At 61.2% G+C, this 26,647-nt stretch carries 24 protein-coding genes; 10 read left to right on the plus strand and 14 right to left on the minus strand.

Translation table 11 applies throughout. The annotated features are described in order from the left end of the window. The first annotated feature begins 169 nt into the window (after positions 1 to 169). The gene (locus H3V53_RS00465) at positions 170 to 517 is read left to right on the plus strand and encodes an ElaB/YgaM/YqjD family protein (RefSeq protein WP_336596207.1); all 348 of its coding nucleotides are present in this window, start codon (positions 170 to 172) and stop codon (positions 515 to 517) included. An 87-nt stretch (positions 518 to 604) separates the two neighbouring features. Here H3V53_RS00465 and nadE read toward each other — a convergent pair whose 3' ends face one another. From nadE to H3V53_RS00480, 3 genes are all read right to left on the minus strand, one after another. Next, the gene (gene nadE, locus H3V53_RS00470) at positions 605 to 1,447 is read right to left on the minus strand and encodes an ammonia-dependent NAD(+) synthetase (protein ID WP_336596208.1); all 843 of its coding nucleotides are present in this window, start codon (positions 1,445 to 1,447) and stop codon (positions 605 to 607) included. Positions 1,448 to 1,611: 164 nt separating this feature from the next. After that, entirely contained in the window at positions 1,612 to 2,115 is a 504-nt protein-coding gene (locus H3V53_RS00475; RefSeq protein WP_336596209.1) for a CinA family protein, read from the minus strand. Positions 2,116 to 2,300: 185 nt separating this feature from the next. Next, positions 2,301 to 2,564, minus strand: coding sequence for a hypothetical protein (locus tag H3V53_RS00480; RefSeq protein ID WP_336596210.1), 264 nt, complete (start codon positions 2,562 to 2,564; stop codon positions 2,301 to 2,303). 138 nt (positions 2,565 to 2,702) lie between these two features. On the opposite strand from H3V53_RS00480, the gene H3V53_RS00485 reads away from it, so the two are divergent. After that, positions 2,703 to 3,638 (plus strand): hypothetical protein, encoded by a 936-nt coding sequence (locus tag H3V53_RS00485; RefSeq protein WP_336596211.1) that lies wholly within the window; start codon positions 2,703 to 2,705, stop codon positions 3,636 to 3,638. 190 nt (positions 3,639 to 3,828) lie between these two features. Further along, positions 3,829 to 4,881 carry a glycosyltransferase family 4 protein gene (locus tag H3V53_RS00490; RefSeq protein ID WP_336596212.1) on the plus strand — a complete coding sequence of 351 codons (1,053 nt, stop codon included), beginning with the start codon at positions 3,829 to 3,831 and terminating at the stop codon, positions 4,879 to 4,881. A gap of 140 nt (positions 4,882 to 5,021) precedes the next feature. Here H3V53_RS00490 and H3V53_RS00495 read toward each other — a convergent pair whose 3' ends face one another. The 3 genes from H3V53_RS00495 to H3V53_RS00505 form a co-directional block, all read right to left on the minus strand. Further along, positions 5,022 to 6,770, minus strand: coding sequence for an HAD family hydrolase (locus H3V53_RS00495; RefSeq protein WP_336596213.1), 1,749 nt, complete (start codon positions 6,768 to 6,770; stop codon positions 5,022 to 5,024). Positions 6,771 to 6,785: 15 nt separating this feature from the next. After that, the gene (locus H3V53_RS00500; protein ID WP_336596214.1) at positions 6,786 to 7,829 is read right to left on the minus strand and encodes a glycosyltransferase family 4 protein; all 1,044 of its coding nucleotides are present in this window, start codon (positions 7,827 to 7,829) and stop codon (positions 6,786 to 6,788) included. A 164-nt stretch (positions 7,830 to 7,993) separates the two neighbouring features. After that, entirely contained in the window at positions 7,994 to 10,411 is a 2,418-nt protein-coding gene (locus tag H3V53_RS00505) for an FdhF/YdeP family oxidoreductase (protein WP_336596215.1), read from the minus strand. Positions 10,412 to 10,592: 181 nt separating this feature from the next. On the opposite strand from H3V53_RS00505, the gene H3V53_RS00510 reads away from it, so the two are divergent. The 5 genes from H3V53_RS00510 (at position 10,593) to H3V53_RS00530 (ending at position 12,669) form a co-directional block, all read left to right on the plus strand. Continuing rightward, the gene (locus tag H3V53_RS00510) at positions 10,593 to 11,117 is read left to right on the plus strand and encodes a hypothetical protein (RefSeq protein ID WP_336596216.1); all 525 of its coding nucleotides are present in this window, start codon (positions 10,593 to 10,595) and stop codon (positions 11,115 to 11,117) included. Further along, a complete protein-coding gene (locus H3V53_RS00515; RefSeq protein WP_054925833.1) occupies positions 11,114 to 11,332 on the plus strand; it encodes a DUF2795 domain-containing protein in 219 nt (72 codons plus the stop codon). The genes H3V53_RS00510 and H3V53_RS00515 overlap by 4 nt, the downstream gene beginning before the upstream one ends. Positions 11,333 to 11,467: 135 nt before the next feature. Further along, entirely contained in the window at positions 11,468 to 11,749 is a 282-nt protein-coding gene (locus H3V53_RS00520) for a DUF6566 family protein (RefSeq protein ID WP_336596217.1), read from the plus strand. Between the two features lie 83 nt (positions 11,750 to 11,832). Further along, on the plus strand, positions 11,833 to 12,267 hold the full coding sequence (locus tag H3V53_RS00525) for a GNAT family N-acetyltransferase (protein ID WP_336596218.1): 435 nt from the start codon (positions 11,833 to 11,835) through the stop codon (positions 12,265 to 12,267). A 108-nt stretch (positions 12,268 to 12,375) separates the two neighbouring features. After that, positions 12,376 to 12,669, plus strand: coding sequence for a hypothetical protein (locus H3V53_RS00530; RefSeq protein WP_336596219.1), 294 nt, complete (start codon positions 12,376 to 12,378; stop codon positions 12,667 to 12,669). 192 nt (positions 12,670 to 12,861) lie between these two features. Here H3V53_RS00530 and H3V53_RS00535 read toward each other — a convergent pair. Beyond that, a protein-coding gene (locus H3V53_RS00535) for an IS5 family transposase (RefSeq protein WP_336596220.1) occupies positions 12,862 to 13,673 on the minus strand; the annotation gives its coding sequence in 2 pieces (ribosomal slippage) (positions 12,862 to 13,325 and positions 13,325 to 13,673; 813 coding nt in all). A gap of 685 nt (positions 13,674 to 14,358) precedes the next feature. Between H3V53_RS00535 and H3V53_RS00540 the strand changes: the two genes are divergently transcribed. Further along, entirely contained in the window at positions 14,359 to 15,393 is a 1,035-nt protein-coding gene (locus H3V53_RS00540; RefSeq protein ID WP_336596221.1) for a helix-turn-helix domain-containing protein, read from the plus strand. A 95-nt stretch (positions 15,394 to 15,488) separates the two neighbouring features. After that, complete coding sequence (locus tag H3V53_RS00545) at positions 15,489 to 16,586, plus strand: hypothetical protein (RefSeq protein WP_336596222.1); 1,098 nt, start codon at positions 15,489 to 15,491, stop codon at positions 16,584 to 16,586. Positions 16,587 to 18,759: 2,173 nt separating this feature from the next. Here the strand turns inward: H3V53_RS00545 and xylB are convergent. The 7 genes from xylB to H3V53_RS00580 all read right to left on the minus strand — a co-directional run bounded on the left by xylB (position 18,760) and on the right by H3V53_RS00580 (position 26,464). Beyond that, positions 18,760 to 20,220: a xylulokinase gene (gene xylB / locus H3V53_RS00550; RefSeq protein ID WP_336596223.1), complete on the minus strand. Its 1,461-nt coding sequence runs from the start codon at positions 20,218 to 20,220 to the stop codon at positions 18,760 to 18,762. Positions 20,221 to 20,251: 31 nt separating this feature from the next. After that, positions 20,252 to 21,145 carry an AraC family transcriptional regulator gene (locus H3V53_RS00555; RefSeq protein WP_336596224.1) on the minus strand — a complete coding sequence of 298 codons (894 nt, stop codon included), beginning with the start codon at positions 21,143 to 21,145 and terminating at the stop codon, positions 20,252 to 20,254. Positions 21,146 to 21,200: 55 nt separating this feature from the next. Continuing rightward, positions 21,201 to 22,361, minus strand: a complete 1,161-nt coding sequence (locus tag H3V53_RS00560) for an ABC transporter ATP-binding protein (RefSeq protein ID WP_336596225.1) — start codon at positions 22,359 to 22,361, stop codon at positions 21,201 to 21,203. Positions 22,362 to 22,365: 4 nt separating this feature from the next. Further along, positions 22,366 to 23,400, minus strand: coding sequence for an alcohol dehydrogenase catalytic domain-containing protein (locus H3V53_RS00565; RefSeq protein WP_054925853.1), 1,035 nt, complete (start codon positions 23,398 to 23,400; stop codon positions 22,366 to 22,368). A gap of 10 nt (positions 23,401 to 23,410) precedes the next feature. Beyond that, positions 23,411 to 24,223 carry an ABC transporter permease subunit gene (locus H3V53_RS00570; protein WP_054925855.1) on the minus strand — a complete coding sequence of 271 codons (813 nt, stop codon included), beginning with the start codon at positions 24,221 to 24,223 and terminating at the stop codon, positions 23,411 to 23,413. Further along, complete coding sequence (locus H3V53_RS00575) at positions 24,211 to 25,089, minus strand: carbohydrate ABC transporter permease (protein WP_336596226.1); 879 nt, start codon at positions 25,087 to 25,089, stop codon at positions 24,211 to 24,213. The genes H3V53_RS00570 and H3V53_RS00575 overlap by 13 nt, the downstream gene beginning before the upstream one ends. Before the next feature lie 103 nt (positions 25,090 to 25,192). Beyond that, positions 25,193 to 26,464, minus strand: a complete 1,272-nt coding sequence (locus H3V53_RS00580) for an ABC transporter substrate-binding protein (RefSeq protein WP_336596227.1) — start codon at positions 26,462 to 26,464, stop codon at positions 25,193 to 25,195. Positions 26,465 to 26,647 lie beyond the last annotated feature (183 nt).

A 26,647-nucleotide genomic window follows, 5' to 3' on the forward strand; every position in this document is an offset into this window, starting at 1 on the left:
GCGCTCGGCTGCAATCACCACGACGGCGACCGGGGACACACTGCATCCCGCATGCCTGTGCCGTATCGCGCTCGAGGCCGTTGCTGCACCGCAGACATCGGTTCGCGGTACAAGCCTTGCTCTTCTGACAGTTCCCAGTCCGGCAACAGATCAGGAGAGGAGAGCAGCGATGAATACCAAGGTTGAATCGAATGACGTGTTGGGCGCTTCAGATCCGCAACAAGGCGTGAGCAAGGCGACGGTTCAGGCGGCCGCGCCGGCCGTACTCGCGCAGCCGACCGCCGATACCTACTCGTTTCCGACCAGCGCGACGGCCGGAAAGCCAGAAGAGGAGCGCGGGGAGGCGCCGCGTCTGCGGTTGGTCAGGGGGCGACTCGCGGACGCGCGCGAGGCGGTTGCGCATAGCTATCACGAAGCCTCTGCATCGACCGATGCGTTCGTTCACGACAGTCCATGGAAGTCGATCGCGTACGCGATGCTCGGCGGCATCATCATCGGCATGATCGCTGCGCGTTAGCAGCGACGGCGACCCGCGTCGTGGTCCGCTCGATGCGGGTTTGCCCGTCGGCCCGCCCACGCAGCGCAGCGATACGTTGGCTTGTGTTCAGTCCGGCGTCACGGGCAATGCGCGCTTGTGCCGCGTCGCCATGTAGAAGCGCCGGATCGTGGTCAAGACCTCGTCGCTGACGGACTTGCCTTCGAGGAAATCGTCGATGTCGTCGTAGGCGATGCCATAGCTGTCTTCGTCGGGTCGTTGCGGCGTCAGCGTTTCGAGGTCGGCGGTCGGCACCTTCATCACCAGCTGATCGGGCGCGCCTAGCGCTCGCGCCAACTCCCGCACCCGTCGTTTGGTCAACCCGGCGAGGGGAAGAATGTCCGCGGCACCGTCTCCGAACTTGGTGAAAAAGCCCATCAGGGACTCGGCCGCATGGTCGGTGCCGATCACGACGCCCGCTCTCGCACCCGCGATCGCGTACTGCGCGATCATCCTCTGCCGCGCCTTGATGTTGCCGAGCACGAAGTCTTCCTGGAAGTCGTCGGTGTACTGTGCGCCTGCGCGCTTGAGCGCGGACAGCATCGCATCGGACGGTTCTTTCACATTGACCGTCAACGCCTCATCCGGGCGGATGAAGTGCAGCGCGTGCTGCGCATCCGCTTCGTCGCGTTGGTCGCCGTACGGCAGACGCACGGCGAGAAAATGCGCTTCATAACCTTTCGCCCGCAGCCGCTCCACACTGAGTTGCGCCAGCCGCCCCGCCGTCGACGAGTCAACGCCTCCGCTGATGCCGAGGACGTAGGTACGCAGCCCATTCGAATACAGGTAATCGCTGAGGAACTCGACACGCCGTTCGCGTTCGGCGTTTGCGTCGAAATGCGCAGCGACGCATAGCTCGTGGATCACCTGCTGCTGCCAGTCGCGCTGGAATGCTGACACATCGACAGTCATGTTCGATCTCCGTATCGGTAATGCGCTTTGCGCTGCGGCGTTATTGCGGCGTTACTGTGGCGTTACTGCGGCGTTATTGCGGCGTTATTGCGGCGTTATTGCGGCGAGAACACGCGTCGCTGACCTTAACGCCCGGACCGCCCGTCGGGCACACGTGTGCGGGCTCATCGGCGGGCACCGAGGGCATTGAAATAGTGCTCGACGCGAGACAGTGCGTAACGCGCGGCTTGACGTCTGATCTCATTGCGGCTGCCCGAAAACCGGCGCGTCTCGGTGAACGTCGCGATGCTCCCATCGCGCCTCCGGTAGGCCCAGGCGAAACATTGCGTACCGGGAGGCGGTCCGCTCGCGGGCACGGCATCGGCAACACCCGTGTTGGACACAGCCACGTCAGCGCAAACGGCGTTTTGCTGCAGCGCTCCTTCCGCCATCTCACGTGCGACGGGTTCGCTCGTCAGGCCATGAGCCTGCATCGTTGCGTGCTGCACGCCGAGAAAGCCGGCCTTGCCCGACGGCGAATACGTGACAAACCCGACGTCCAGGCATGCCCCGCTGCCCGGCACCTCGGCCAGACACGATGCGATCAGCCCGGCCGTGCATGATTCGGCCGTGACCAGTTTCAGGCCGCGCGAGCCGAGAAACGACACTACTTGCCTCGCCACATTCATCGCTTCCTCCCTTTCGAATCTACGCAGCACGCGGGCGCGAGCGCAACGCGTACCGCAAGCGGCGTGCCGCAACGCCGGGTACAGGCGATCCCGCAGGGACGAGCAGCGCAGTCAAGGCTGGCGTGGCTCGGGACGGCCAGGAGGGTCGGTCGCGCTCGAGGCTGAGGGACAGAGGCCGCCACAGGTCAGCGACAATGCGCGTATGTCGCGTCGCCGTGAATACGGACGGTATGTTCTCCATCGCCACCGCCCCCTGGCGTTGGCGGAAAAGCCACGCTCTTACGTTTGCCGCTTGCTTGCGCAGAACGGCTTTTATTGAATCCGCCTCGCGAAAGCTGCTTTACGCGACCGTCGAATACAAGGTTGCGACATAACGCGTCGACTGCCTGCGCGGCTTTAGCTGCCACCTCGACGATCGACAGCGCACCTCGTCCCAGGCGACCGATCATGCTTTCCAGGCCTGTCGAAAACATCGGGCTCACGGAACATGGGTTGCTCGTCCTGAAGCGACGCCCGACGTTTCGTCGTTCCACCACGTGCGCGTTGCGGCAACTGTCGTTTTCTACTCCACCTGGAGCGCGCACCGAATGGCCGACAGCGAGTTCTTTGCAATAGGCTTCGATCTCGGTTGGGATCTCGCCCGCTTCGGCAGGACGGCGCCCAAGGACGTTGCTTTGCCCGGGCTGCGTGACGGCTACAGGGCTGGCCATTTGCAATTTCCTTTCCCGCAGCATCGCTGTGATCGGTTTACGGCAAAGTGGCTGCAACTGCGTGTGGGCGCGCTACGTCGAAGACGTGCGGTCGACGCCGGCGTTACAGCGGACTATCTGCGCTCCATCGACGCGGACTTCTGTCCCGTCGTGCTCTCGCCACTGACGCACGCCACGTTGGCAGACACGGACTGGTCCGTCGATCGCATCAACAACGATGGCGCTTATGCTGTCGGCAATCTCGTGGTGTTAAGCACACGGGCCAACAAGGCAAAAGGACGCAAAGACTATGCACGTGTTGCGGCACTCGCGTGCGGCGATCCCAACGAGGAGCGGCAGCGGCTTACCCGGCGACAATGGGCAAGGCTCGCCTGCCTGATGTTCGCCTCGGACGCAAGGTGCGTCGCGGATGTCCATTGCGGCGCGTTGCTAACCAGGCTGCCGCAGGATTGCAGAGCACCTCTTTATTATCTGGTTCAGCAGGTGCTGCTGGCCAATTGCAGACCAGCGAGCACACGCAATGCGATGCTGCGCGCGCTCGACAGACTGATCGGCCAGTCGTGTCACACGGCCCGTATGCGCATGGCGGTAGAAAGGCTTGCCATGCTGCAGGCAACCGTTGCCTATCCATACGATGCGCTCGCGGACCCTCGGGTCCAGGAAAATCTCTGGGCCTGGTTTAGCGCCCTCGACGTTCGATGCGCCGCGCCACTCGTCAGCCTGTTTCAGCATTTTGGAGCCGTCCCCTGCGCGGCCTCCTTGCCGGACAAATGGCGAGTCATCACATCCGGATACCCCCCGTCACATCGTTAGCCTCTCTCACTGCCGCAACTTGCCCCGCTCATTCAGGTACACGTCATGCAAGGAACTGCTCGATGGCGAACCACGTTTAGCAAGCCGATCGGCCGTCACGCGCGGCGGACGAATCTCGCAGGCGCCACGAGTCCGGCGCGGGCGACATGCGCGCACGGCGTTCCTTGCCAGATACGGGAGGCGAAAAGACATGCGCATTGCCCAGGTAGCGCCCCTATACGAGTCGGTGCCGCCGCTTGCCTACGGAGCGACGGAACGCATCGTCCACTACCTCACGGAGGAACTGGTTCGTCGCGGTCACGACGTGACACTCTTCGCAAGCGCCGACTCGGATACCTCGGCGACATTGGTGGCGGGTTGCGAACGCGCACTGTGGCGAGACCCGAACGTCTGGGACACATCGGCCCACCATGTGCGCCAACTGGAACAGGTTGCACGCCTTTGCCACGACTTCGATATCCTCCATTTTCACGGCGAGCCGATCCACTTCCCGCTCATGCGCCATTTAGGGTGTACCTGCGTGACGACGATGCACGGCTTGCTGCTTCCGTCCGACCACGGGCCGCTGCTGCGGGAATTCTCCGACGCACCCCTCGTTTCGATTTCCAACAGCCAACGCAAACCCGTGCCGTGGGCGAACTGGGTTCGCACCGTTCACCACGGCGTTCCGCCCAACCTGTTCCCGCTCAACACGAAACCAGACGACTATCTGCTCTTTCTCGGCCGCATCATCCCTGGCAAGCGTCCTGATCTCGCCGTAGAAATCGCGCGACTGGCAGGCCTGCCGCTGAAGATCGCAGGCGTCGTTCATCCAGGTGAACGCGAATACTTCCATGATTCAATCGAGCCTTTGCTGAAACAGAACTCCCGGTCCGTCGAATACCTTGGCGAAACGCGAGGCAAGGCGCGCGAGCGCCTGCTATCCCACGCAGCCGCGCTACTTCTTCCGATTGAGTGGGAAGAGCCATTCGGTCTCGTCGCCATCGAAGCAATGGCTTGCGGGACGCCCGTGATTGCGTTCAGGCGCGGCGCGATGCAGGAAGTGGTCGAAGATGATGTAAGCGGATGGCTCGTCGACGATGTCGACGGCGCGGCGGCGGCCGTCACGCGCTTGCCCGCGCTCGACCGTGCACGATGCCGCCGCGCGTTCGAGTCGCGCTTCACGGCCGCGCGCATGGCGGACGACTATCTGGATCTTTACGTCGGGCTACGCAGCTGCACCGATGCCATCATCGGTACCTAGCGGACACACGGGAGCGGCGTTTCTTTTCGCACATCGCGGCACGCGCATGTCATTGCATGAACATATGCTCGCGCGTCTATCGCCTGACCATTTACCGCTCGGGCAACGAAAGGCGGCTTTCGTGAAGGTCCATTCGGTCACTACGGTTCGAGCTTCGGCAAGGTTGGATTTTCCGGTTGCGTGTAACGACGGAAAACAGCGCCGCGCATGCGTTCAAGGCTTTCCTTCGGCGTGAGCGAATCGTCCCGTTCGATCTCGCATGCCTCGTTCGCAAGATCGTCGTCGTCGATGACTTCACGGAACCAGCGCGAATAATCGCCCCGCCTCAGGTGATACAGCCAGGTATCCCGATCGACGCCTTCAGCAAGTTCGATAAAAAGCACGAGGTTGTGCGCGCGCAGATTCAATCTGTCGCCGGGCCCGCGAAAATAGAAGCTACGCTCCGGAATGAGAAGGCCTTCCGCGTATTTACGCCGATGGCGGCGTTGCTGTCTGTGGCCTTTTTCGAGCGTCACCACGCAGGCAACTTCGTCAGACGGTCGCCAGAATAGTGCCTCGCCGCGCGAGACAGCAGACGAGGGCCCATCCGGCGGCTCGTTGCCCGTCGCCGTCGCAAACGACTTGAGCCTTTCCAACGCATCGTCGCCCGTCGCGATCACGACATTGACCTGACGCAGCACGGCGGGTGCAAGCTGATCCGCGTTGACGGTAATCAGCAACCCTGATTCGAAGTCCGGCATCGTTCCGTCTGCGGATGCCCATTGTGCGGGAAACAGATGATGCGCTTCGTCGAATACGAGCCAGTTCGGCCGCCCCGTTTTGGCGCGCAGCGCCTGCAACCGCAACAGAAGTTGCACGCAGCACTGCGGGCGCTCGCCGGGCGCAACGCGCATCATGTTGACGGCGACCGCGCGTTGCCCTCGCGCATCCTGCAGCAGTTGCAGCACCTCTTCTTCGTCGGGCGCACTGCGTGCGCTGCCCACCACCGTGGTGTATTCATCGTTGCTGCAGTCTCCCTCAGGGTCGAAGATGCACAACTGATGTCCCGCCTCTTCCAGCTTCTCGATAAGCATCGCGGATGCCGTTGACTTCCCCGATCCCGACCCGCCTATCACGAGCACAACGCTTCCATAAGCGTCGATGGAAACGGGTTCCGCGCCCGCCACGTCATGGCGCGCGCCTATCGGCAGCCTGCACTTGTCCAGCGACGACGAGCGGCTGCGCAGATCGTCGGCAATGATCGCGTCGATCAGTTGGCATACGCCTTGGCCATCGGGCAGCGAAGTGACGAGATCGGCATGCTGCTTGAGCGCGGGCAGTGCATTGTCGACAGCCACGGCCATGCCGCATGCGCTAATGAGCGCGTGATCATTCTCCGCGTCCCCCACGCCGACGACGTTGAGCGCCGAAAGCTGCAGTTCGTCGAGTGCAGCGAGCAGGCCCGATGCCTTGCTCACACCCGGGTGGACGATCATGACGGCATCTCCGTTGAAGACGACGTGGAGGTCCAGCGCGAGGTCGCGTATCAATTCAAGCGCGATGATCTCATTCGGCTTCATCGTCGCGACGAGCGTCTGGCTGACGCTGAAGTTCGCCAGTCCTCGCTCTCGCAATGCATTGACGAACGACTGCGGCGGCGGATCGGCCAGCAGCCGCGATTCCATTGTTGCAGGGTCGTAAAGCACGCCGCCGTTTTCCGCCACCACGCGCGAAAACCTGTCGACGTGCGGGCATACCGTCATCAGATCCGAAAGTTCGCGGCCCGTCACCAGCACCGCATGGCGTCCCGACTCGCGCAGCCGGTCGATTGCAGCCCACGTCGCATCTGCGACACGGCCATTCGTCGCAATTGTGTTGTCGTAATCAGTCGCAAGCGCAAGAAATCGCATGGTCAGCCTCTCGTCTCACTGGCGTCGAGCCTGCGCCGACCTGGCTAGCGTGTTGTACACGTCGAGATACTCGCTCGCCATGCGCGCTGCCGTGAAGCGTTTCTCGAATGCGGCGCGGCAACGGACGCGATCGAGATCGGGCAGCTTCTTCACGGCATCGACGGCATCATCGATACTGTCGACGACGAAGCCCGTGACCCCGTCTTCAATGATCTCCGGCACGGAGCCGCGGCCAATCGCGATGACAGGGGTCCCGCATGCGAGCGCCTCGGCGAGCACGAGTCCGAACGGTTCCGGCCAATCGATCGGAAACAGCAACGCACGCGCGCCACCGATAAACGCGCTCTTCTCGCTGTCACCGATTTCTCCGCGAAACAACACGTGCGATTCAGCGGCCAGCGGCGCGAAGTCGCGCTCGTAGTACGCGCGGTCGCCTTCGTCGATCTTGGCGGCGATCTCGATGCGCGTGCCTGCTCGCCTTGCGATTTCGACCGCGGCGCCCGGCCCTTTCGACGGCGCGATGCGCCCGACGAAAGCGAGGTAGTCGTGAGGGCGCGCATTGAACCGGTAGAGATCGGGCGGCAATCCATGATAGATCGTACGCTGCCATGCCAGCCACGGTAGCGGAGACCTTTGAGCATTCGATATGGACACGACGGGCATGTCGTGGAACTCGCGGTACATCGTTTCCAGTCCGGTTATGTCGAGCCGCCAGTGCAATGTCGTCACGTGAGGACACGCAAGGCGACGGGCAAACGGAAAGCTCGCATAGTCCGTATGAAAGTGCACCACGTCGAAGGCTTCCGAGCTGCGCACGACGCGTTCGAGCATCGCCAGGTGGAACGCCGCCGGGTCGGCTGCGCCTTCCATTTCGCGCAACGCCCGCTGACATACCGGCACGAGCTTCGCGCCCGTCGTCGAATCGCCGCTCGCAAAGAGCGTCACGTCGTGTCCCCTTGCCACCAGCTCTTCCGTCAGCCACGAGACCACGCGCTCTGTGCCGCCATAGGCCACGGGCGGCACGCGTTCGTAGAGCGTCGAAACCTGGGCGATGCGCATGTTGACTCTCACCGGCCTCTACATGTTGTTCGATGAAGGCAGCATCCGCTGTTCCCGTGACCGCGGAACATCGTCATGAGCGACCTTACCGTCGGAGCTTTTAAGGCTGAAGCGCAGCACGCTCATGGTTGTCCTCTGTTCCACACGGCGTCATGCGAGAGCGCTCACGCAGGCGTCGAACGGTCCGCGCGGCGCCCGCCGTCTTCTGCGGCGACAGCCGCGCCCGTGCGATTGTCGCGAACATCGTCATGACGCCACGCGGCCACCGCCGCCTCCGGCAAACAGTCGCCCTGGCTAAGGGAAAGCAGCACAGGAATCGACTTGTAGGACGGAGTGCCGCTGCGCGAATCGTTGTCGCCGAGACTGACGAGCCCGTTCGCCTCGGGGTAGTACGCGGCGACTGAGCCCCGAGGGATGTCGTATGCGACGGCTGTCAGTCCACACAGCCTGCGCGATCCGCCGACACTAACCGCATGCTCGATCGTCTCGAGGTCGACGAGATCGCCATGCTTCAGGCCGCGCTCCTCCAGATCCTGTTCGTTGACAAACACGACGTCCCGGCGGCCCGTTATCCCGCGATAGCGGTCATTCAGCGCATAGATGGTGGTGTTGTACTGGTCGTGGCTGCGAATGGTTGCGAGCACTAGCGCGTCGGCTCTGCCGAGTCGCGGGTCTTCCATCACGCCCTTGTGCGTGACAAACAGCGCGCGGCCCGATGCCGTGTTCCACTGCCGCGCGGACGCGGCGTTGTACAGCCGGAAGCCACCCGGTTCGCGGATTCGTTCGTTGTACCCCTCGAACGAAGGGAAGACCGCTTCAATTTTGTCGCGAATGCGGCTGTAATCGGCAATCCAGCCGTCCCAATCGAGCAAAGGATCGTCGAGCGTCGCCTTGGCCATGCCGGCGACTATCGCGGGCTCGGAGCGAAGATGTTCCGATGCAGGCGTCAACGACCCTTGCGATGCATGCACCATCGACATCGAGTCTTCCACGGTGACCGACTGCGGACCGCCGGCCTGCACGTCCAGTTCCGTGCGGCCAAGACACGGCAACAGCAATGTTTCTTTGGCAGCCAGCAAATGCGAGCGGTTCAGCTTGGTCGCAATGTGCACGGCCAGATCCAGCTTCCGTATCGCGTCGAAGCACACTTGCGGGTCCGACATTGCGACAGGCAGATTTCCGCCGAGGCAAATCAACGCCTTCGAGCGGCCATCCCGCATGGCTTCGATGGCGGCTATCGCGCCATGTCCATGCTCTCGTGGCGGCTCGAAACCGAACACGCGCTGCAACGAATCGAGAAACGGCGCCGGTGGCACCTCGGTGATGCCGACGGTGCGATCGCCTTGCACATTCGAATGGCCTCGCAGCGGGCAGATGCCCGCGCCGTCACGGCCGAGGTTGCCGCGCAACAACTGCAGATTGACGATCTGCTGCACGTTGGCCGTGCCACTGCGATGTTGCGTGATGCCCATGCCATAGCAGACGATGACGGCGCGCGCTTGCGCATACACGTCCGCGATCTTCTCTATCTCTTCGCGCGACACGCCCGCCGTGCCGACGATATCGGCCCACGAAGTTGCATCGAGGTCGCTCACCAGTTCGTCGAAGCCCGCCGTGTGCGCGTCGATGAACGGCCGGTCGAACACGCCCTCGCCACGTGCTGCGCGGTTCGCGCGATCCATCGCCAGCAGCGTCTTCATCATGCCTTTCAGCACGGCCACGTCGCCGCCGATTTTCAATTGCAGGTAATCGGTGGCGATTGCCGTAGACCGGCCCGTGACCATTTCGACGGGATCTTGCGGCGACATGAAACGTTCGAGTCCGCGCTCGCGCAACGGATTCAACACGACGATCTTCGCGCCGCGCCGCGACGCCGCGCGCAGCGTTGCGAGCATGCGCGGATGGTTGGTGCCGGGATTGTGCCCGATGCAAAAGATCGCATCGCAATGATCGAAATCGGCAAGCGTCACCGTACCTTTTCCGACACCGATCGACTCAGGCAAGCCGACGCTCGTCGCCTCATGGCACATGTTCGAGCAGTCGGGAAAGTTGTTCGTGCCGAAGCGGCGCGCGAACAGCTGATACAGAAACGCGGCTTCATTCGATGCACGGCCCGACGTATAGAACTCCGCCATGTTCGGGTCCTGCAGCGCGCGCAGGGCGGTGCCGATGCGCACAAACGCATCTTCCCAGCTGACGGGCACATAGCGGTCCGTGGCGGCGTCGTAACGCATCGGATGCGTTAGCCGCCCCTGGTCCTCCAGGTCGAAATCGGACCAGTTCCACAACTCGCTGACGGCGTGTCGCGCAAAAAATTCGGGGGTCGTTCGTTTTGTGGTCGCCTCCCACGACACCGCCTTCGCTCCGTTCTCGCAGAACTCGAACGACGACGTGCTGCGCGGATCGGGCCATGCGCAACCAGGGCAGTCGAAGCCCGCCGGCTGGTTCACCTTCAGCAGCATCTTCGCTTCGCGCGCGACGCCCATCTGCTGGCGCAGCGCGCGAGCCACCGCCTGCAACGCACCCCAGCCGCCTGCCGGTCCGCCATACGGACCGACGCCTGGCACATCCTGCTTGCTCATTTGCATTCCTCCTGGACAAGCACGGCATGCGGCAAGCGCTGTGCCTGTGGGCGTGCACGGATGCGGATGCGGGGATCGGTGCTTATATCGGCTTCATAGGTGCGGCACATCGCTTGCGGGTTCGCAAGCGTCACAGACATGGCGCGTCTCCAATCGACCTGGCGGCGCACGGAGACAGTCGATGGAATCAATCAGGCGCGCCCGATGCAGCCCGAAGGCAGGACACGAACCGGTATCGCGTCGGGCGCTGCAGTCGGGCATTGCGGCAGGCACGCTGGCGGCGGTCTTCGCGGGCTGGCGGTCAGCATCCGAAGGCTCGACGATGCTCGCGCCGATCAACGCCGTCACGCACTGCATCTGGCCGCGCCGCGCGTTCAGCGAAACCGGCTTCAGTCTGCGTTTCACGCTGACAGGTCTCGCGATTCATCAGGCGTCGGCGGTCTTCTGGGCGATGCTGTTCGAAGCGGCCAATGCGCGGCTCGCGCGCGGCGCACCCCGCACGGACCCCGTGGCGACCGCGACGGCCGCCACAGCGACGGCCGCGACCGCCTATATCGTCGACTATCACGTCGTGCCCGAGCGGCTCACGCCGGGCTTCGACGCACACCTTTCCAACCGTTCGCTGGCGGGCGTATATGTTGCGCTGGCCGCGGGCTTCGCTGTGGCAGCGCTGCTGCGCAGCCGACTACAGGGAGATCGATCATGACCGCGTCCGGCGCAAAGAATCCGCAAATCCGCAAGTTCATCGACGTGCAGAAGGCATTGAAGGGCGCCTCCTATCCCGCGAGGAAGGAAGAACTGCTCAAGACCGCGAAGGGAAACAATGCCGACGAAGAGGTCATGGAAGCGCTTGCCGCACTGCCCGACGAGGAGTTCGACAGCCCCGCTGCCGTCTCCAAGGCAGTCGGTAACGAGGAATAGCCCACTACGTTGTGCGTGGCGGCAAGTCCATCTCCTGAACCGGACGCGTTGCGCGGGTTTCGCTTGCAACGCATTGCGTTTTGCTGGCTCTTTGCTGACGTCGTCAACGCAGCCATATTCCGATGAGGCCCGTTTATGTCCTCCTTACCGCACTCCGGCGAGTCTCCACGTGAGCGCCTTGAGTATCGCGGCTACCACGTGAGCGTCTACGCAACACGCAACGATCGCGACAACTGGCGCGCCGTCATTGAAGTCGAGCGCGACGGACATCCCGTGCAACTGGAAGAAACCGAGGACGTCGGACCGTTCTGGCAGACGCGCGAGGAAGCGCAACGGGCGGGCCTCGAACGCGCCCGCTACTTGCTGGATCGGCGCGACGGTGTGCTCGACCTGCGCAATCCTGCGCGGCCGACGTGACCGGACAGCGCTGCATATCGGGCGGCGCTAACGACGCGAACCACGCTTCGGATGAGCGAATCCGTTCAAGCAAAAGGAAACCAATGACGACTCCTGCTCGCGGTACAGCCATCACTGTTCGACGACTTTCTCCCGGAGAATGGCCGACCGCATTTCCCGTTATTTCACAGTTGCGCTCCGTGGACGAAGCGGAGTTTCTGCAGGCCATCAGTCGACAATCGTATTCCGGCTACGAGCTGGTCGGTGCGTTCGTTGACGGAAAGCTCGTCGGATTGCTTGGCATGCGGCCTGTTCACACGTTAGCGAGAGGGGCGTTTCTATACGTTGACGATCTCGTCGTTGCAGGGAGTCATCGGGGAAGCGGTGCGGGCCGAGCGTTAATGGACTATGCCGAAGCGGACGCTCGCGCGCGAAACATGAACTGGGTATTCCTCGACGCCAAGCCGGACGCCGTCAAATTTTATGAGCGGCGCGATTATGTGTTGCACCCCGCTCCTTCGATGAAGAAAGCGCTTTGATCGCCGTGGTCCATCGTCAGCACAATGTAACCGTCGCTGGTTTGCTCACCATCCAGCTTTGAAAGCGCTACACTCGAAACGACGACGTTGACTTTGCGGACGGACATCATGCGTCACTTACAGACAGGTGAGCGTGTCGGAGGGGTCACGGTTCAAGCGGCGTGCGGCGATCTTCACGTGATCGCGCTGTGGCGTCTGCTGGCAGCGGCGGGCGCGCACATGCAGGGCGCCCGCACCAGTTGTATGAAGCGCGCAGACTTTGAGCGCATCACGATCAGTTTCGCCCCGCTCGACCAGACGCAAGCAGACTTCATTCTGACAAGGCTCGAGGCCGAGCGATGGGTAACTCACGCATTGCTGCATGTGCTTTCGTCCGAGAGCGATACAACTTCGACCAGATGATCGACCCTTTTTAGAGCCAGGCGAGCACAGTCGATGCCGATAGCTCCGCGACCAGTATTTTTTGCGCGGTTGCGGCTTTCGCGCGCCGCCCGCGTTAGCGGTAAAAGACCCTCCGGTGCAGAAAAACACGCTTCGTCGATAAGACCTGCGACGGCAGCTATGACCGCGCATGGGCGCACGGAATAACAAGCGTTAACAAAATGAGTTCTGCAGCTTTCGCCAGCAGATGATGGAGCAGGCGATTTTCATGAAGGCTTCATGGATGAATGCGAGGCGTTCGAAGCGGATGCGCAGTCGTCGAAAGTTGTGGAGCCATGAAATGGTGCGCTCGACAACCCAGCGTGTTTTGCCGAGTCCGCTGCCGTGTGGCTCGCCGCGTCGGGCGATTTCAGTCACGATGCCGGCTGCGTGTAGTGGACGGCGGTATTTGTCATGATCGTAGCCCCGGTCGCCCTGAGCAATGCGGGGCTTAGAAAGAGGCCGGCCGCGCTTGCCGGCAATGGGCGGGATGGCGCCAACCAGTGGGTGAAGCTGGGTAACATCGTTACGATTGGCGCCAGTGAGGATTACCGCGAGCGGGATGCCCTGCGCTTCGGTGATGAGATGGTGTTTTGAACCGGGTCGCGCGCGGTCCGTGGGATTCGGTCCCGTTTTTGACCTGCACCCACTGCGCGGATCGAGGAGGAATCGACGACGACACGGGACCAGTCAATCTGGTCAGCCGCGCGCAGCTTTGCGAGCAGGACTTCATGCAGTCGGTCCCAGACGCCGGCCGCCTGCCAGTCTCGCAGACGGCGCCAGCAACTCATGCCGCTGCCGCAGCCCATCTCGCGCGGCAGCAGGTCCCAGCGCAGGCCCGTCTGCAGGATGAACAGGATGCCCGTGAGCAGCGCACGATCATCGAGCGGCTTGCGCCCCGGATAACGGCTTCGTCTTGGTTTGGGAGGGGGCAGCAACGGTTCGATGAGTGCCCAAAGTTCGTCGTCGAGTATGGGTTTAGCCATGTCCTTTTCGTCGTCGAAACAATGAAAAGGTTAACAGGATTCATCGAGAGTAAACAGCCCCTTCGTTCATTTTGTTAAGGGCTCTAAGACTTGCGCATAAATGGCTGGACGCTGCAAAAGGAGCAAGCATGAATAGCGCTTCCATTTTCCGGATGCTGATGGCCCTATCGATATCCGCCGCGCCACTCGCGGCCGGCGCGCAAACGGGCGCTGACTCCGCGGCGAAACCCGGCATACCGATTACATCGTCGGGCGCCGACCGCGCGGGGCAGCCGCCGGGCGCCAGCCGGTCGTCGCGTGTCCGGACGACGAACAACGCTGTCTCAGCGGCAGGCATGGCCGACCGCGGCCGCACGCGGAGCTTTCAAGGTCCGCACGACCGTAGCGAACCCGCCAATACTCACGGCAAGCGAAACTAGGGAACATTCGTCTTCGCCTTCACCTCGGCATCCATCAGCCGTCAGATACCTCTTCCACGCCGCAACCGAACCGACCGATTTTGGGTCTCAATCGCACAGGCGACTGTGCTCGATAACGTGCAATGTTTTCCTTTATTTAGTTATGCGATGTAATAACTGACCATTATCTATCGCTTGTACGCTACCTAACATTAGAGGCGATTTCGCTGAGGCATCATGCGCCGACATAAGCACATTTTTAATAAAAGAATAGCTCGGGAGCCTTCATGATTACCGCCGGCAAAATCGAAAGGGACGCGGCATCGCATCCGCGTCCGGCAGTGACGCGCAGGATTGCGCTCGTACTATCCGAGGGCTGTGACCTCCTTGCGGCAAGCACGGTCGCGGAGGTTCTCGCCCAGGCCAACGTTCTGTCCGAACGTCTCGCGGCTGGCGTCAGGTACGAAGTGCATCATCTCTCGGCAAGGGGCGGGCACGTCCGCTGCGCGGCGTCGCTGCGCGTTTCAACCCAGGCCCTTCATGAATTCAGCGGCCAACGGCCTGACTACGTGCTTTTTGCGGGCGGAGACCGGTCGGAAAATCAGTCGGACGAGTTAGTTCGAAATGCGTGGCTGCAGCGGATGCGAAACAGCGGCTCGACGATCCGCCTGATCGGCGCAGCGCCCGACGCGCATCTGGCGAAAAGTACTTCGACACTCAGAACCATACCTGGATTGCAGACGCCGAGAGATCGCGTGTTATCCGCCCTGCGTGCGGTCTTCGATATCACCTGTGCAGGGCTCGGCGACGAGCAGGCTTTGGAAGCAATCCGGCTGGCAACTGGCGAACACGATCACGGCGCCGGATTCGGCGGTGTAAAAAGCGCGGCCGACAAGGTTCATTCGGCGACTCGCTGGCTTCGCGAAAACTGCCATCGTCCTGTGTCTGTCATGGATGTGGCCGACGCGTGCGCGATGAGCGAGCGCAGTCTGCTGCGCCATTTCCAGACATACCTCAAGACGACGCCGTCCGATTACCTGCAGCGGGTTCGACTCGAGCGCGGGTGCGAAATGCTTACCCACACGTCGCTGCCGGCGGACAAGATCGCACGCCGCGTCGGTCTGAACAACGGCGACCGGTTCGGCAAGATTCTCCGGCGTGTAACAGGCATGACGCCAACCGAATATCGCGCCGCGACCCAGCAGTCCATCGCGACGGACGAAGGCCGTCAAACACAGCGCTTGCCGCTGGAAGTCGGCCTCGAACCGAAGAGAAATGCGGCCTCATTGCTCCATAGCAGTGAGGCGCTGCTGGCCGGATAAGAAGTAGCTGATGCACCCGTTGCTTGCAGAGTATCCAGCCTGCACGTCTTGACGTGACCGACCTGGACCAAAAAATTCAACAAAGGGAGATGAGGATGAAAGCGAAACTGGTCGCCATGACTTCTGTCGCGCTTGCCGCATGCGGCGGGGGCGGTGGTAGCGGCAGCAACAACGCAGCGTCGGCGACGCCAGCGAGAACGCCCGCTGCCTGTACCGCCGGGCCTTACACAACCGACCCTGCGAAGGTCTGCAACGACCCGAATGGCAACGTCGTGACGGCCTATGTCTATGCGCTGCCGACCACGATCATTCCCGACGGGACGGTAATCTCGGCAGACACCACATGGTCGCCGGATGGCTCCCCTTACTTCATTGCAGGAACGGTGCGGGTCGCCAAAGGTGCAACCCTCACGGTGGGCGACGGTACCATCGTTGAGTCGTTCAAGCCGGTGCCGTGTGCAGTCGACTGCATAGGACAGATTCCGACCAAAGGCATTATCGATGTCGCGGGCGCGATGAACGTGGGACAAACCAATCAGGCTCAGCTACTCGGCGTCACCGTTAGCAATGTGGACCCGCAAACGGGTGGTGGTCTCGTCAGCATTCAGCACACGCTGCTCCAGGACGCATTCGTACAGGTCAGCAATGCGGCAGCGTTTTCCATGACATACAGCCAGGCCTATCGCCTGAACGTTACCCCGATTGTTCGGGCCGGCGTGACTACCTATCAGGCGGGCACGAATGGATATCCGAGCTTCAGCAATGCAACTGTCAGATACAACACGTTCGTCGACTCGGCCGCCTTTGCGTTCGACCCGTCCGTGATCGTGCAGAACAACTTGTTCATTAACATGGTCGATCCGCTCGTGCTGATCAATGCGTTCCCCGCCACCGGTCAGGCACCGACAGGGATCGCGAAAAACAACTCTTTTCTGTTCAAGCAAAGCTCACCGAACCTCAACCGGACGGTCATCGAGTCGCACGGCACGTATGATCCTGCCGCCGTTCATACGCTCGACTTTTCCAATAATTTCTGGGGACTCACCGACACGACGACCATCCAGAACCGCGTGCGCGACAGCACCAACACGAGTAATCCGCGCCTGCCGAACGTGATTAACTACGCTCCTCCGGCAGCGAGTCCCGATCCGGCGACACCCGCAGATCCGCAAAGCGGCACGCCGAACGTCTGAGGATGCAAGCGCACATGGCTGCCTGGCTATGTGGGACCGCCCCCGCGAGCGACTTGCCGCGCGCCCAGCGCGGAGCTGCCGCTCGCGGAGCCATTTGCATTGGCCTGGGCGAGCGCACTTCCAGCAAACGCCGTTGCCATGCCGGCTGCTGCGCCCTGCGCCCTGCGCCAACTGTGCGCCCGCTGATCGAGACAGAGCCAGTGGACGATTTCCTTGTCCACTGGCTAAGCCCTCTGACTGCCGAAATCCCGACTGTGAGCGGCCTACTTCGTGGCGAAGACCGAGATCCCCCCCGTTCGGGAACGCACCGGCGCCTGCCTGGAACGGCACGTAGACCTGTCCAAGTCCGCTATCGATTGCAACTGAGTGCGCGCCCGTTCCTACTGCGACGGTGTAGAGCAACTTGCGTGTCGTGCCGTCGATGACGCCCATTTGCGGCGTGAATCCCGACGCCGCTGCCGTACCGCCCGTCACCCAATGACGCGCAGGCAGGAAGTAGCGATTCGACACGGGATCGTAAGCGACCTGGTCCGTTCCTCCGAACGGAATCGATGCCAACTGCGAACCCGTGTTGCGATCGAGAATCAACGTAATTAGCGCACTACCCGCATCTGGGTCGCAGCCGATCAGCACATCGCTGTTCGGCCCGAGCGCGATGCCGGTGGGCGCGCATTTGCCGAGCGGAAAGGACTTGCTGACAGCAGGTGTGCCGGACGTGACGGAACTGGCGGCGATGACATCGAGTTCGCCGTCCGGGTTGGACGCCGTTCCATCGTTATTGATCAGGAAGTTCTTCGAAGACGGGTCATACACGCAAGCTTCCAGTCCTGACGAGCCGTTAAAGACCAGTTTCGACACGACCGCCTGCGTCGTGGTCGAGATGAAACTGACATACGGTGGCGTCTCGCCGGGGCTCGCGAACATGACGAGATGATCGTCGGGATCGTAGCAGCCTTCGTCGACGCGCGATCCCGATGTACTGATCGGAATCGTCTTGACCGTTTTCATCGCGTTCGTATCGACGATCTTCACAGAATCTACGTCGCCCACATACAGCGTATTCATTCCCGTTACACCGACGATGCCGTCAGGCCCAGAAGCATCTGTACTCGCGCCTGCGCCAGTAAATCCACCTTGAATCTGCGCAATTAGCGCGTTCGATTTCGTGTCGACGACATCGACGGATTTGTTGTTTCGATCCGCGAGATAGTACTTGCCTGCTTCCGTGTAGCCAATGTCGAAACTAAACGCGGGCGTTTTCGAATTGGGCACGGCAATGTTCGTCAACAACTTCGATGGCGTAGGCGCGGGCGTGGATGACGTCGAATTCGAACCGTTGTCTCCTCCTCCACATCCAGCGAGTACGGCCGTGGCCATCAACAACAAGGCCAGTATCGGCTTTTTCATCAGTTGGCTCCTCCGAGCGGCAAAACAGGTGGGAAATGCTTGAGTACTGCACAAGTTGTACTGCTTCGCACTGGAGACAAGGATGAAGAAGGACCAGTAAAAAAGATCGACAAATAATTTAATGATATCCATATGGATATCTGAATGAATGTATGGATTCCGAAACGTCATCAACCTGTAAATAGCACCATTTCTGTCAGTTTTATTCGACGCGAAAAATATGGAACGACAATGAGAATTGATGCAATCGAAGGCGTGCTGCGGCGCCACACTCCTCTGTAGCGCTGACTGGGTGAATGAGTGCTATGCGAACGAGGAACCCGCCGCGAACGAAATGACGCGTCGCACACTGAAGTGCGGTCCGTGGGCCGACGGCTGGTTGCCCTCAGACCGTGTAGCAGTGTAGTAAGCCGGGGTTATATTGCAGAAAGCACGCGTACATCAGAACAGAGCCGTACGGTGGCTGGGGAGCTACGAAGGTCAGGGAAAACGCCTGGCTTAGCGCTCATGCGTCTAGCGCATTAAAGGAAAAATTGTGCAGTAATTGCTGGTTCGATTAAAGTCAAAAAGACAATGCGGCGTAAAGATTTCCGGTATAAAAAAAACAAAAGCTCGGCGATGCCCAATGGTCTTTTCTTAAGGTTAAGTTAAGATTTCGAATCTGATGCAGACATGAACGCAATGTCCGGGCGACATAAAATTCTCGCTTCTTGGCAAAAATAGAGGTCCGCCCGGAAGCCCACTTCGCAGATACGCGCCCGGCCTTTCAGGTTTGGAACTCAGATTTCAAGCTTGTGTAAAGCCGTCGGTACCGACCGTACCGCTCCTCACTTTCGGCCTGCAAATCGGCTTGTGGTTCAAAGGTCTCCAGAACCAACGGCATCGAGCAAACTGCGGAGACATCGTCTTCCCCGAGTGCGAGGCGAGCGAGCCGCGCCGCGCCCAGAGCGGCGCCAATGTCGCTTCCTTGATGGAGATGAAGTGGAAAACCCAGCGCCGTCGCGCACAGGCTTCCCCAGAACGCGCTCCTGGAACCGCCGCCGACAAACGATGCTCCCTCCAGCGTCGTGCCGGCGCCACGCAACGCCGCATAACCATCCGACATCGCAAACGCGACCCCCTCCATCACACTATAGGCGAGATGCTCGGCGCGATGCGATCCCGTCATGCCAAAGAAGACGCCTTTTGCCGTTGCATCGTTATGAGGCGTCCGTTCGCCGTTCAGGTACGGAAGGAATATCGGCGGATTGCCGTCTCGCCCTTGCGGTGCGATAGCGACGAGTTCGGAAACATCCGTCTTCAACAGCGCAGACAGCCATTGCAGGCTGGCGGCCGCCGAGAGGATCACGCTCATTTGATGCCATTGGCGAGGCAGGCAGTGACAGAACGCATGAACGGCCTGTTCGGGATTCGGCGCATATCGCGCGGTACTGGCGAACAGTACGCCCGATGTCCCCAGCGACAGAAACGCGTCGCCCGAATTCACGACCCCGATGCCCACGGCGCTCGCCGCGTTATCGCCCGCGCCGCCACATACGACGACGGAACCGGTCAAATCCCACTCACGCCGAAGTTCATCGCGCAATTGGCCAGCGGGCTCACTCCCTTCCACGAGCCTCGGCATGTTGTCGCGCGACAACCCCGTTGCGGACAGCATCCGATCGGACCAATCGCGTCGCGCGACATCGAGCCACAGCGTTCCCGACGCATCGGACATCTCCGACACGAACTCGCCAGTCAGCTTCCACGCAATATAGTCCTTGGGCAACAGGACTTTATGGACGGATCGATAGACGGCCGGCTCATACTTCGAAAGCCACATGAGCTTGGGAGCCGTAAACCCGGGCATCGCGAGATTGCCTGTGATGGTTCGCGAGTCGGGAACCAGCGCCTCCAGTTCGACACACTCCGCGTAAGCGCGGGTGTCGTTCCATAGAATGGCCGGCCGCAGCACATTGCCGCTGCGGTCCAGGAGCGTGGCCCCATGCATCTGCCCTGAAAGTCCAATGCCACGCAACCTGGAAAATGCAGCCGCGTGCTCGGCCCTGATGCTGCCGATGGCGTCGAGCGTCGCGTTCCACCACGCTTGCGGACTCTGCTCCGACCAATGCGGGTGCGGATTTTCCACACGCAAGCGGACGCCAGCCGTAGCAACGACGTTCGATTCGTCGTCGGTGAGCACAACCTTGACCTCGGAGGTGCCCAGGTCGATTCCAAGAAAACTCAAGATCTGATTCCTCTGGTTATGTGGTGCGACGTCACGCTGCTGCGCGATGTTCCGGACGCGAAACCTCGTTGAGCCGATGCAGCGCGCGAAAACGCGACGGCGGCATGCCCTTCTGCGCGAGGAACTGCCGGTTGAAGTTCGATACGTTATTGAAACCGACGCGATAACAGACGTCGGTCACGCTGAGGTCTGTGCACATCAGCAGTTCACAGGCTTCGTTGAGCCTCAGCCGGTTCTGGTACTGAACGAAGGTGCAGCCCGTGTGGCGCTTGAAAAAGCGCGTGAAGCTGCTCACGCTCATGCCGGACAGCGCCGCGACGTCCGTTTCGCGCAGATTGCCGGAGAGGTTCTGCTGGATGTACGACAGCACCTGATTGATCGTCGACGACATATAGCGCTGCGCGTTCACGTCATATGACGGCCCCGCAAGCAGCTTCCGGTCTGCGCAACCGACCAGCTCCTCGAACACGTTCATCAGCAACGCAACCCTGCGCGCGCCATGCGCCGACGACAGCTCCTTCATGAACGGCGTGATGGACAGCCCGAGCGCATCGGGAAACTGAAGTCCGCGTGATGCCTGATCCAGCAGCGCAAGCACCGGGCTCAATTCGGCAAACGCGGCGACCATGCGCTCGACCGCCTCGCGCGAGAATTGCAGCACGAGGTCGCGCGAGGGCACATCGGCGTCGGCGCCTTCGTCGCTGATCCAGTTGTGCGGCAGATTGGGGCCAGTCAAAACGAGATTGCCCGGCGCGAAGTCACCGATGAAATCGCCCACGAAGAACTTCCCCGTCGACGCGCGAATGACGTGCACTTCGTACTCGGGATGGAAGTGCCATTTCGCCACGCTATGCGGATAGTCGTGGGTCCATGCCCGAAAAGATTCATCCTGCCGGGTGTGCACCAGTTCCAGATCTGGACTCATTCATTGTCTCCTTCGTACCGGCTCACCCGGCTTCTTCTGCGTAGCCGGTTGCGCGCTAGTGCATTCCGACTGACGATGTTGGCCGCTCACCCTCAGCGTGCCTCGGTTCCTTGCCCGACGCGAGCGTGAGATTTTCCTCGCTCTGCGCATCGAACACATGCAGGTCTCGGCGGTTCATCTCGAGCGTCACACGCGAGCCAATCGACGGCAGGCTGTCCGACGGCACAAGGGCTGTGACCCGCTCGCCAGAACAGTCGACCGTCACGAGAGCGTCAGCACCGAGGATTTCGACCAGTTCCACCACGCCGCGCATCTTGAGAGAATCGGCTTGGCCGCTTCCATCGGCGACCCGCACGTAATTCGGCCTTATCGCGACCTTGACATCCTGGCCGGCGCTCAAGGACGCGAACCGCGACCCAGAAAGTATCCACGTTTCGTCGAGCACGCGCACGGAAACTGCATCCGACGAACGCCCGATCGTGCCCGGCAAGAAGTTCATCGCCGGCGTGCCGATAAAGCCCGCAGCAAACAAGGTACGCGGATAGTGATAAAGCTCGCTCGGCGTGCCAGCCTGCTCGATTCTGCCGCCGCGCATCAGGATCACGCGATCGGCCAGCGTCATCGCTTCGAGCTGATCGTGCGTGACATAGACGGTCGTGGTCTGCAAACGTTGATGCAGGCGCTTGATGTCGGTGCGCAATTGCGCACGCAGCTTCGCATCGAGGTTCGACAGCGGTTCGTCGAACAGGAACACATCGGGCGTCTTGATCATCGCGCGTGCAATCGCCGCGCGCTGCTGCTGACCACCCGACATCGCGCGCGGCTTGCGCTCGAGCAGCGTGTCGAGATTGAGCATCGACGCGACTTCGCGCACGCGGCGGTCGATTTCCTGCTTCGGCGTTTTCAGCCGGCGCAGTCCGAAAGCGATGTTGTCGTACACGTTCATATGCGGATAGAGCGCGTAGTTCTGGAACACCATCGCGACGTTGCGCTCGCGGGCGGGCACCTCATTCACGACCGTCGCGCCGATCGACAGATCGCCGCCCGAAATGCCCTCCAGCCCGGCGATCATGCGCAGCATCGTCGACTTGCCGCAGCCAGACGGCCCGAGCAGCACGACAAATTCGCCGTCGTCGATCTGAAGGTCGAGCGGATGCAGCACGGGCGGGCCGCCCTCGTAGTGCTTCGTCAGCCCTTTGCAGACAATATTGGCCATGGCGTTAGTCCATTTCGATCTGGATTTTGACGTCTTCCGGATGACCGGCAGCGGCTTCCTCGAACGCCTTCACGCCTTCCGAAAACGAGAACTTGCGCGAGATGAACGGCTTCACGTCGATCATCCCCGAACTGATCAGCGCCAGCGCGCGCGGGAAGATGTTGGCGTAGCGGAACACGGACTCGAAGCGCAGTTCCTTCGCCTGCATCGCCACTACGTCGAGCGCGACAGGTCCGGGCGGCATGCCGACGAGCACGATGCAACCACCGGGGCATGCGTAATCGAGCAAGGTCTCGAAGACCTTTGCGTTGCCCGACGCCTCGAACACGACGTCGGCGCCCCAGCCTTGCGTCACGTTTGCGACCACATCGGCGAGCGACTGTTCGGTGACGTTGACCGTCGTGACGGCCGGGTTGCCGGCAAAGTGCTTCAGCTTCGCGCCCACCACGTCCGCGAGAATCACGCGCGACGCGCCGCCAGCCAGCGCCGCCAGCGCCGTCATCGCGCCGATCGTCCCGGCGCCGATGACCACGGCCACATCGCCCGGCTTCATCGCCGCCTTCTTCGCGGCCTGCAGGCCGATCGACAAAGGCTCGACAATCGCCCCTTCCGCAAACGACACGTTATCCGGCAAGCGGAACGTGAACGCGGCGGGATGCACGACAAACGGCGTCAGGCAGCCGTGAATGGGCGGCGTCGCCCAGAATCGCACGGCGGGATCGAGGTTGTACATACCGCGCATCGTCGCGGGCGAGTCGAATTGCGGAATGCCCGGCTCCATGCACACGCGGTCGCCCACCTTCAGATGGGTGACGTCCGCGCCGACTTCGACGATCGTGCCCGACGCTTCGTGCCCGAGCACCATCGGCTCTTCGACCTTGAACGGCCCGATGCGGCCATGCGTGTAGTAGTGAACGTCGCTGCCGCACACGCCCACCGTGTGGATCTGGATCTTGACGTCCCGCGGGCCGACGGCCTGAGGCAATTCGATGTCGCGCAGACTCAGTTCGCGGGTGGCTTCCAGTACAAGTGCCTTCACTACAGTCTCCTTACTTTCCTTTGAGCATCGAGTTCAGCAGGCGGCTCAGCGCGCCCACGAAGATTATCGGCGGCAGTGCCAGCAGCACTGTCGAAGCGTTGATCACACCCCACGGCACTTCCTGTCCGAGCGACGTGAATGCGGAAGCCACGACCGGCAGCGTGGCGCTGTGCGAAGAAGTCAGCGCGAGGCCGATCATCAGTTCGTTCCATACCAGCACGAAGCTGAAGATGATCCCGCCCATCAGCGTGCTCGCGCAGGTCGGCAAGGCGATGCGCCAGAACACTTCGTACGGGCCGCAGCCGTCGAGCGTGGCCGCTTCCTCGATTTCGCGCGGCACGCGCTGGAAGACGGGAATCGACAGCCACGTGATGGTCGAAAGCGTCGTCAGCAGATAGGTGACGATCATCGAAAAGCGCGTGTCGTACAGTCCGAGATCGACCCAGATCGCGATCAGCGGAATCGCGACGGCCACGGGCGGCAGGAAGCGTAGCGACAGCAGAAAGAACTGGATGTCGCGCTTGCCCGGCACGTGATAGCGCGCAATCACATACGCGGCCGGCACGCCGAGCAGCGTTCCCAGCAGCACCGCCGTGCCGACGATCACTGAACTGTTGCCGAGCGCGATCAGTACCTCAGGGCTCGAAATCACCTGCCGGTAGTTATCGAGCGTCGGGCTGAAAAAGAAGCGCGGCGTCGGCGTGACGATATCGAGCAGGTTCTTCAGCGAATTGAGTACGGCCCAAAACACCGGAAACACAGCAACCAGCGCCAGCGCCACGCCAAACAGGAGAACCGTGCTGCGAGGGATCAGTCTTCCCATTTGTTCACCCGTTTCCAGATAAAAGTGAAAATCAGCGTGGTCGCGACCATCATCAGCACGGCCATGCTCGACGCGTACGACACCTTGCCCGACAAACCGATACCTTGCGAATACGCGTACATGTCCAGCGTTTCCGTCGATACACCCGGGCCGCCTTTGGTCATCACATAGATCAGATCGAAGGATCGCAGCGACTCGACCATCTTGATGAACACCAGACTCATGATGGGCGCCTTCAGCATCGGCAGCGCGATATATGCATAGACCTGCCACGTCTTCGCATAGTCCAGACGTGCCGCTTCGAGCGGCTCAGGCGGCAAGGTCTCCAGCAGCTTCAGCACGACCACGGAGAAGAACAGTCCCCACTGCCAGATATCGACGAGTGCGACTGCGTAAAGCGCAAGGCCCGGATCAGAAAGAAACGCGGTGTCATGTATGCCGACGAGTCCGAGCATCCAGCTGAGAATGCCCGTCAACGGCGAATACATGAACTTCCAGATAAATGCAGCCGATACCCGCGGCAGCAGCACGGGCGTAATCAGCAATACGCTGATCGCATTGCGCATGCGGCCGTGAACGTGCTCGAACAGATAGATCGCAATGACAATCCCCACCGCTACTGCGCCAACCACTGTAACGATTTCCCAGATTGCCGACACTTCGATCGAATTGACGAAGCGACGATCCGAGAACAGGCGCGCAAAATTGCGAAACCACACGTACTCGCTATCCGAATAGCGCAGCACGCGATTTCTCAGCGCGAGATTGATTGCAGCCACAGTGGGTACCAGACCCAGCACCGCCATCACGAGCAATGGCGGCACGAGAAAGACGAACGGAAGGCTGGTTTTTCCGCGATTGAACATGCAACACCTCGACGGACGATGAAACGGGAAGGCATACAGCCTTCCGGAACGGATCGAACCGGGCAGAGGCGTGACACGGCTCTGCCCTCACCTGCACGCGCTGTTACTTGCGTGCGTGCTCCATCGCGTCCTGCGCATATTGCGCGGCGTCGTTCAATGCGCCTGGCACGTCTTTCTGCGTACCCGTGAAGATTTCTTCGAGCGCGACGCCAAGGTTGTCGCCGATATCGGGCCATTGCGCGCTCGGCCAGAACGTGACCTTGGAAACAGGCGTCGTGTCTTTGAGGCCAGCCAGAATCTGCGGCTTCACGTGCTTCTGGAAGTAATCGCTTTGAACCGTACTCGTGCGGTTGTAGTCGCTGAATACGTTTTCGCGCAGACGTGCCTGTTCCTGTTCCTTGCTCGTCGCGAATGCAATGAACTTGCCGGCAGCCTGACGCGTGCATTCGTCCTTGGCGCCGACCGACGAGATGGCGAGACCGTGACCGTATGCGGCCGAAGGCAGCGGTGCAGGCGGCTTCGTATAGCCGACCTTGTCTGCGACACTGGATTTCGTGGGGTCTTCCATCCAGTCCGCGAACGGCGTCGATTCGATCATGAAGGCAACCTTGCCGGAACGGAATGCTTCGAGTGCATTGCTCCAGTCGTAGGTCGCCGATCCGGGCGGCGCGTATTTGAAGAGGTCCGTGTAGAGTTGCGTCGCCTTCACTGCAGCAGGCGAATTGAACGCCGCCTGCTGGTTCTTGTCGGTCCACGTGCCGCCCTCTGCGAGCATGAAGGGCGCCCAGCGCCACACGTTCATCCCCGAGCCGCGCTGTCCACGCGCGACCCAGCCATACATGTTCGGCGGCGAGTTCAGCTTCTTGATGTCGGCGACGAGTTCGTCCAGCGTGCGAGGTACGGGCATGTGCGCTTTTTCGAGCACGTCGCGGCGGTAGAACAGGAAATCCGATCCACCGATCAGCGGCGCAAAGTACGCGACGCCCTTATAGCTCGCGACGTCGCGGCGGCCCGGCAGGAAGTCGTTGTAGTCCGCGTCTTTCGGGTAGTACTTGAGCAAAGGAACGATCCAGCCAGCCGACGCGAACTCAGCAACGTTCGCTTCATCGACGTAATAAACCTGATACGAACCCGCACCCGTCGATGCATCGAGCCGCGACTTCGCGCGTCGATCGTTTTCGCCGAAGTAGCTGATTTCAATCCTGGTGCCCGTGCGCTTCTGATAGTCCGCGAGGGACTTTTCCATGACGGTCAGGCCCAGACTCTTCTGGGCCAACACCTTGAGAACGGGGACGTTGCACGACTGCGCCAACGCCGAGAAAGGCAAAGCCGCGCCGATGAGGGCACACGCTGCTGAATAGCGGAACCTGTTCACTGCTGTCTCCTGAAGGATTTTGTGTCGATCGCGTTGTTATCCTCGGGCGGGCTTCGACACACCCGAGAATACGGTGGCTAAGCTAACACCCGCGAAACACGCGATCCACGCCAAAACGGATCAGCAGTTCAATACTTTTTGCTCAGATTTTGTGTGCAATGCAAAATCCAATACAAACCTGTT

Origin of the sequence: Paraburkholderia bengalensis (genome assembly GCF_037126505.1) — a bacterium.
GTDB classification, from domain to species: domain Bacteria; phylum Pseudomonadota; class Gammaproteobacteria; order Burkholderiales; family Burkholderiaceae; genus Paraburkholderia; species Paraburkholderia bengalensis.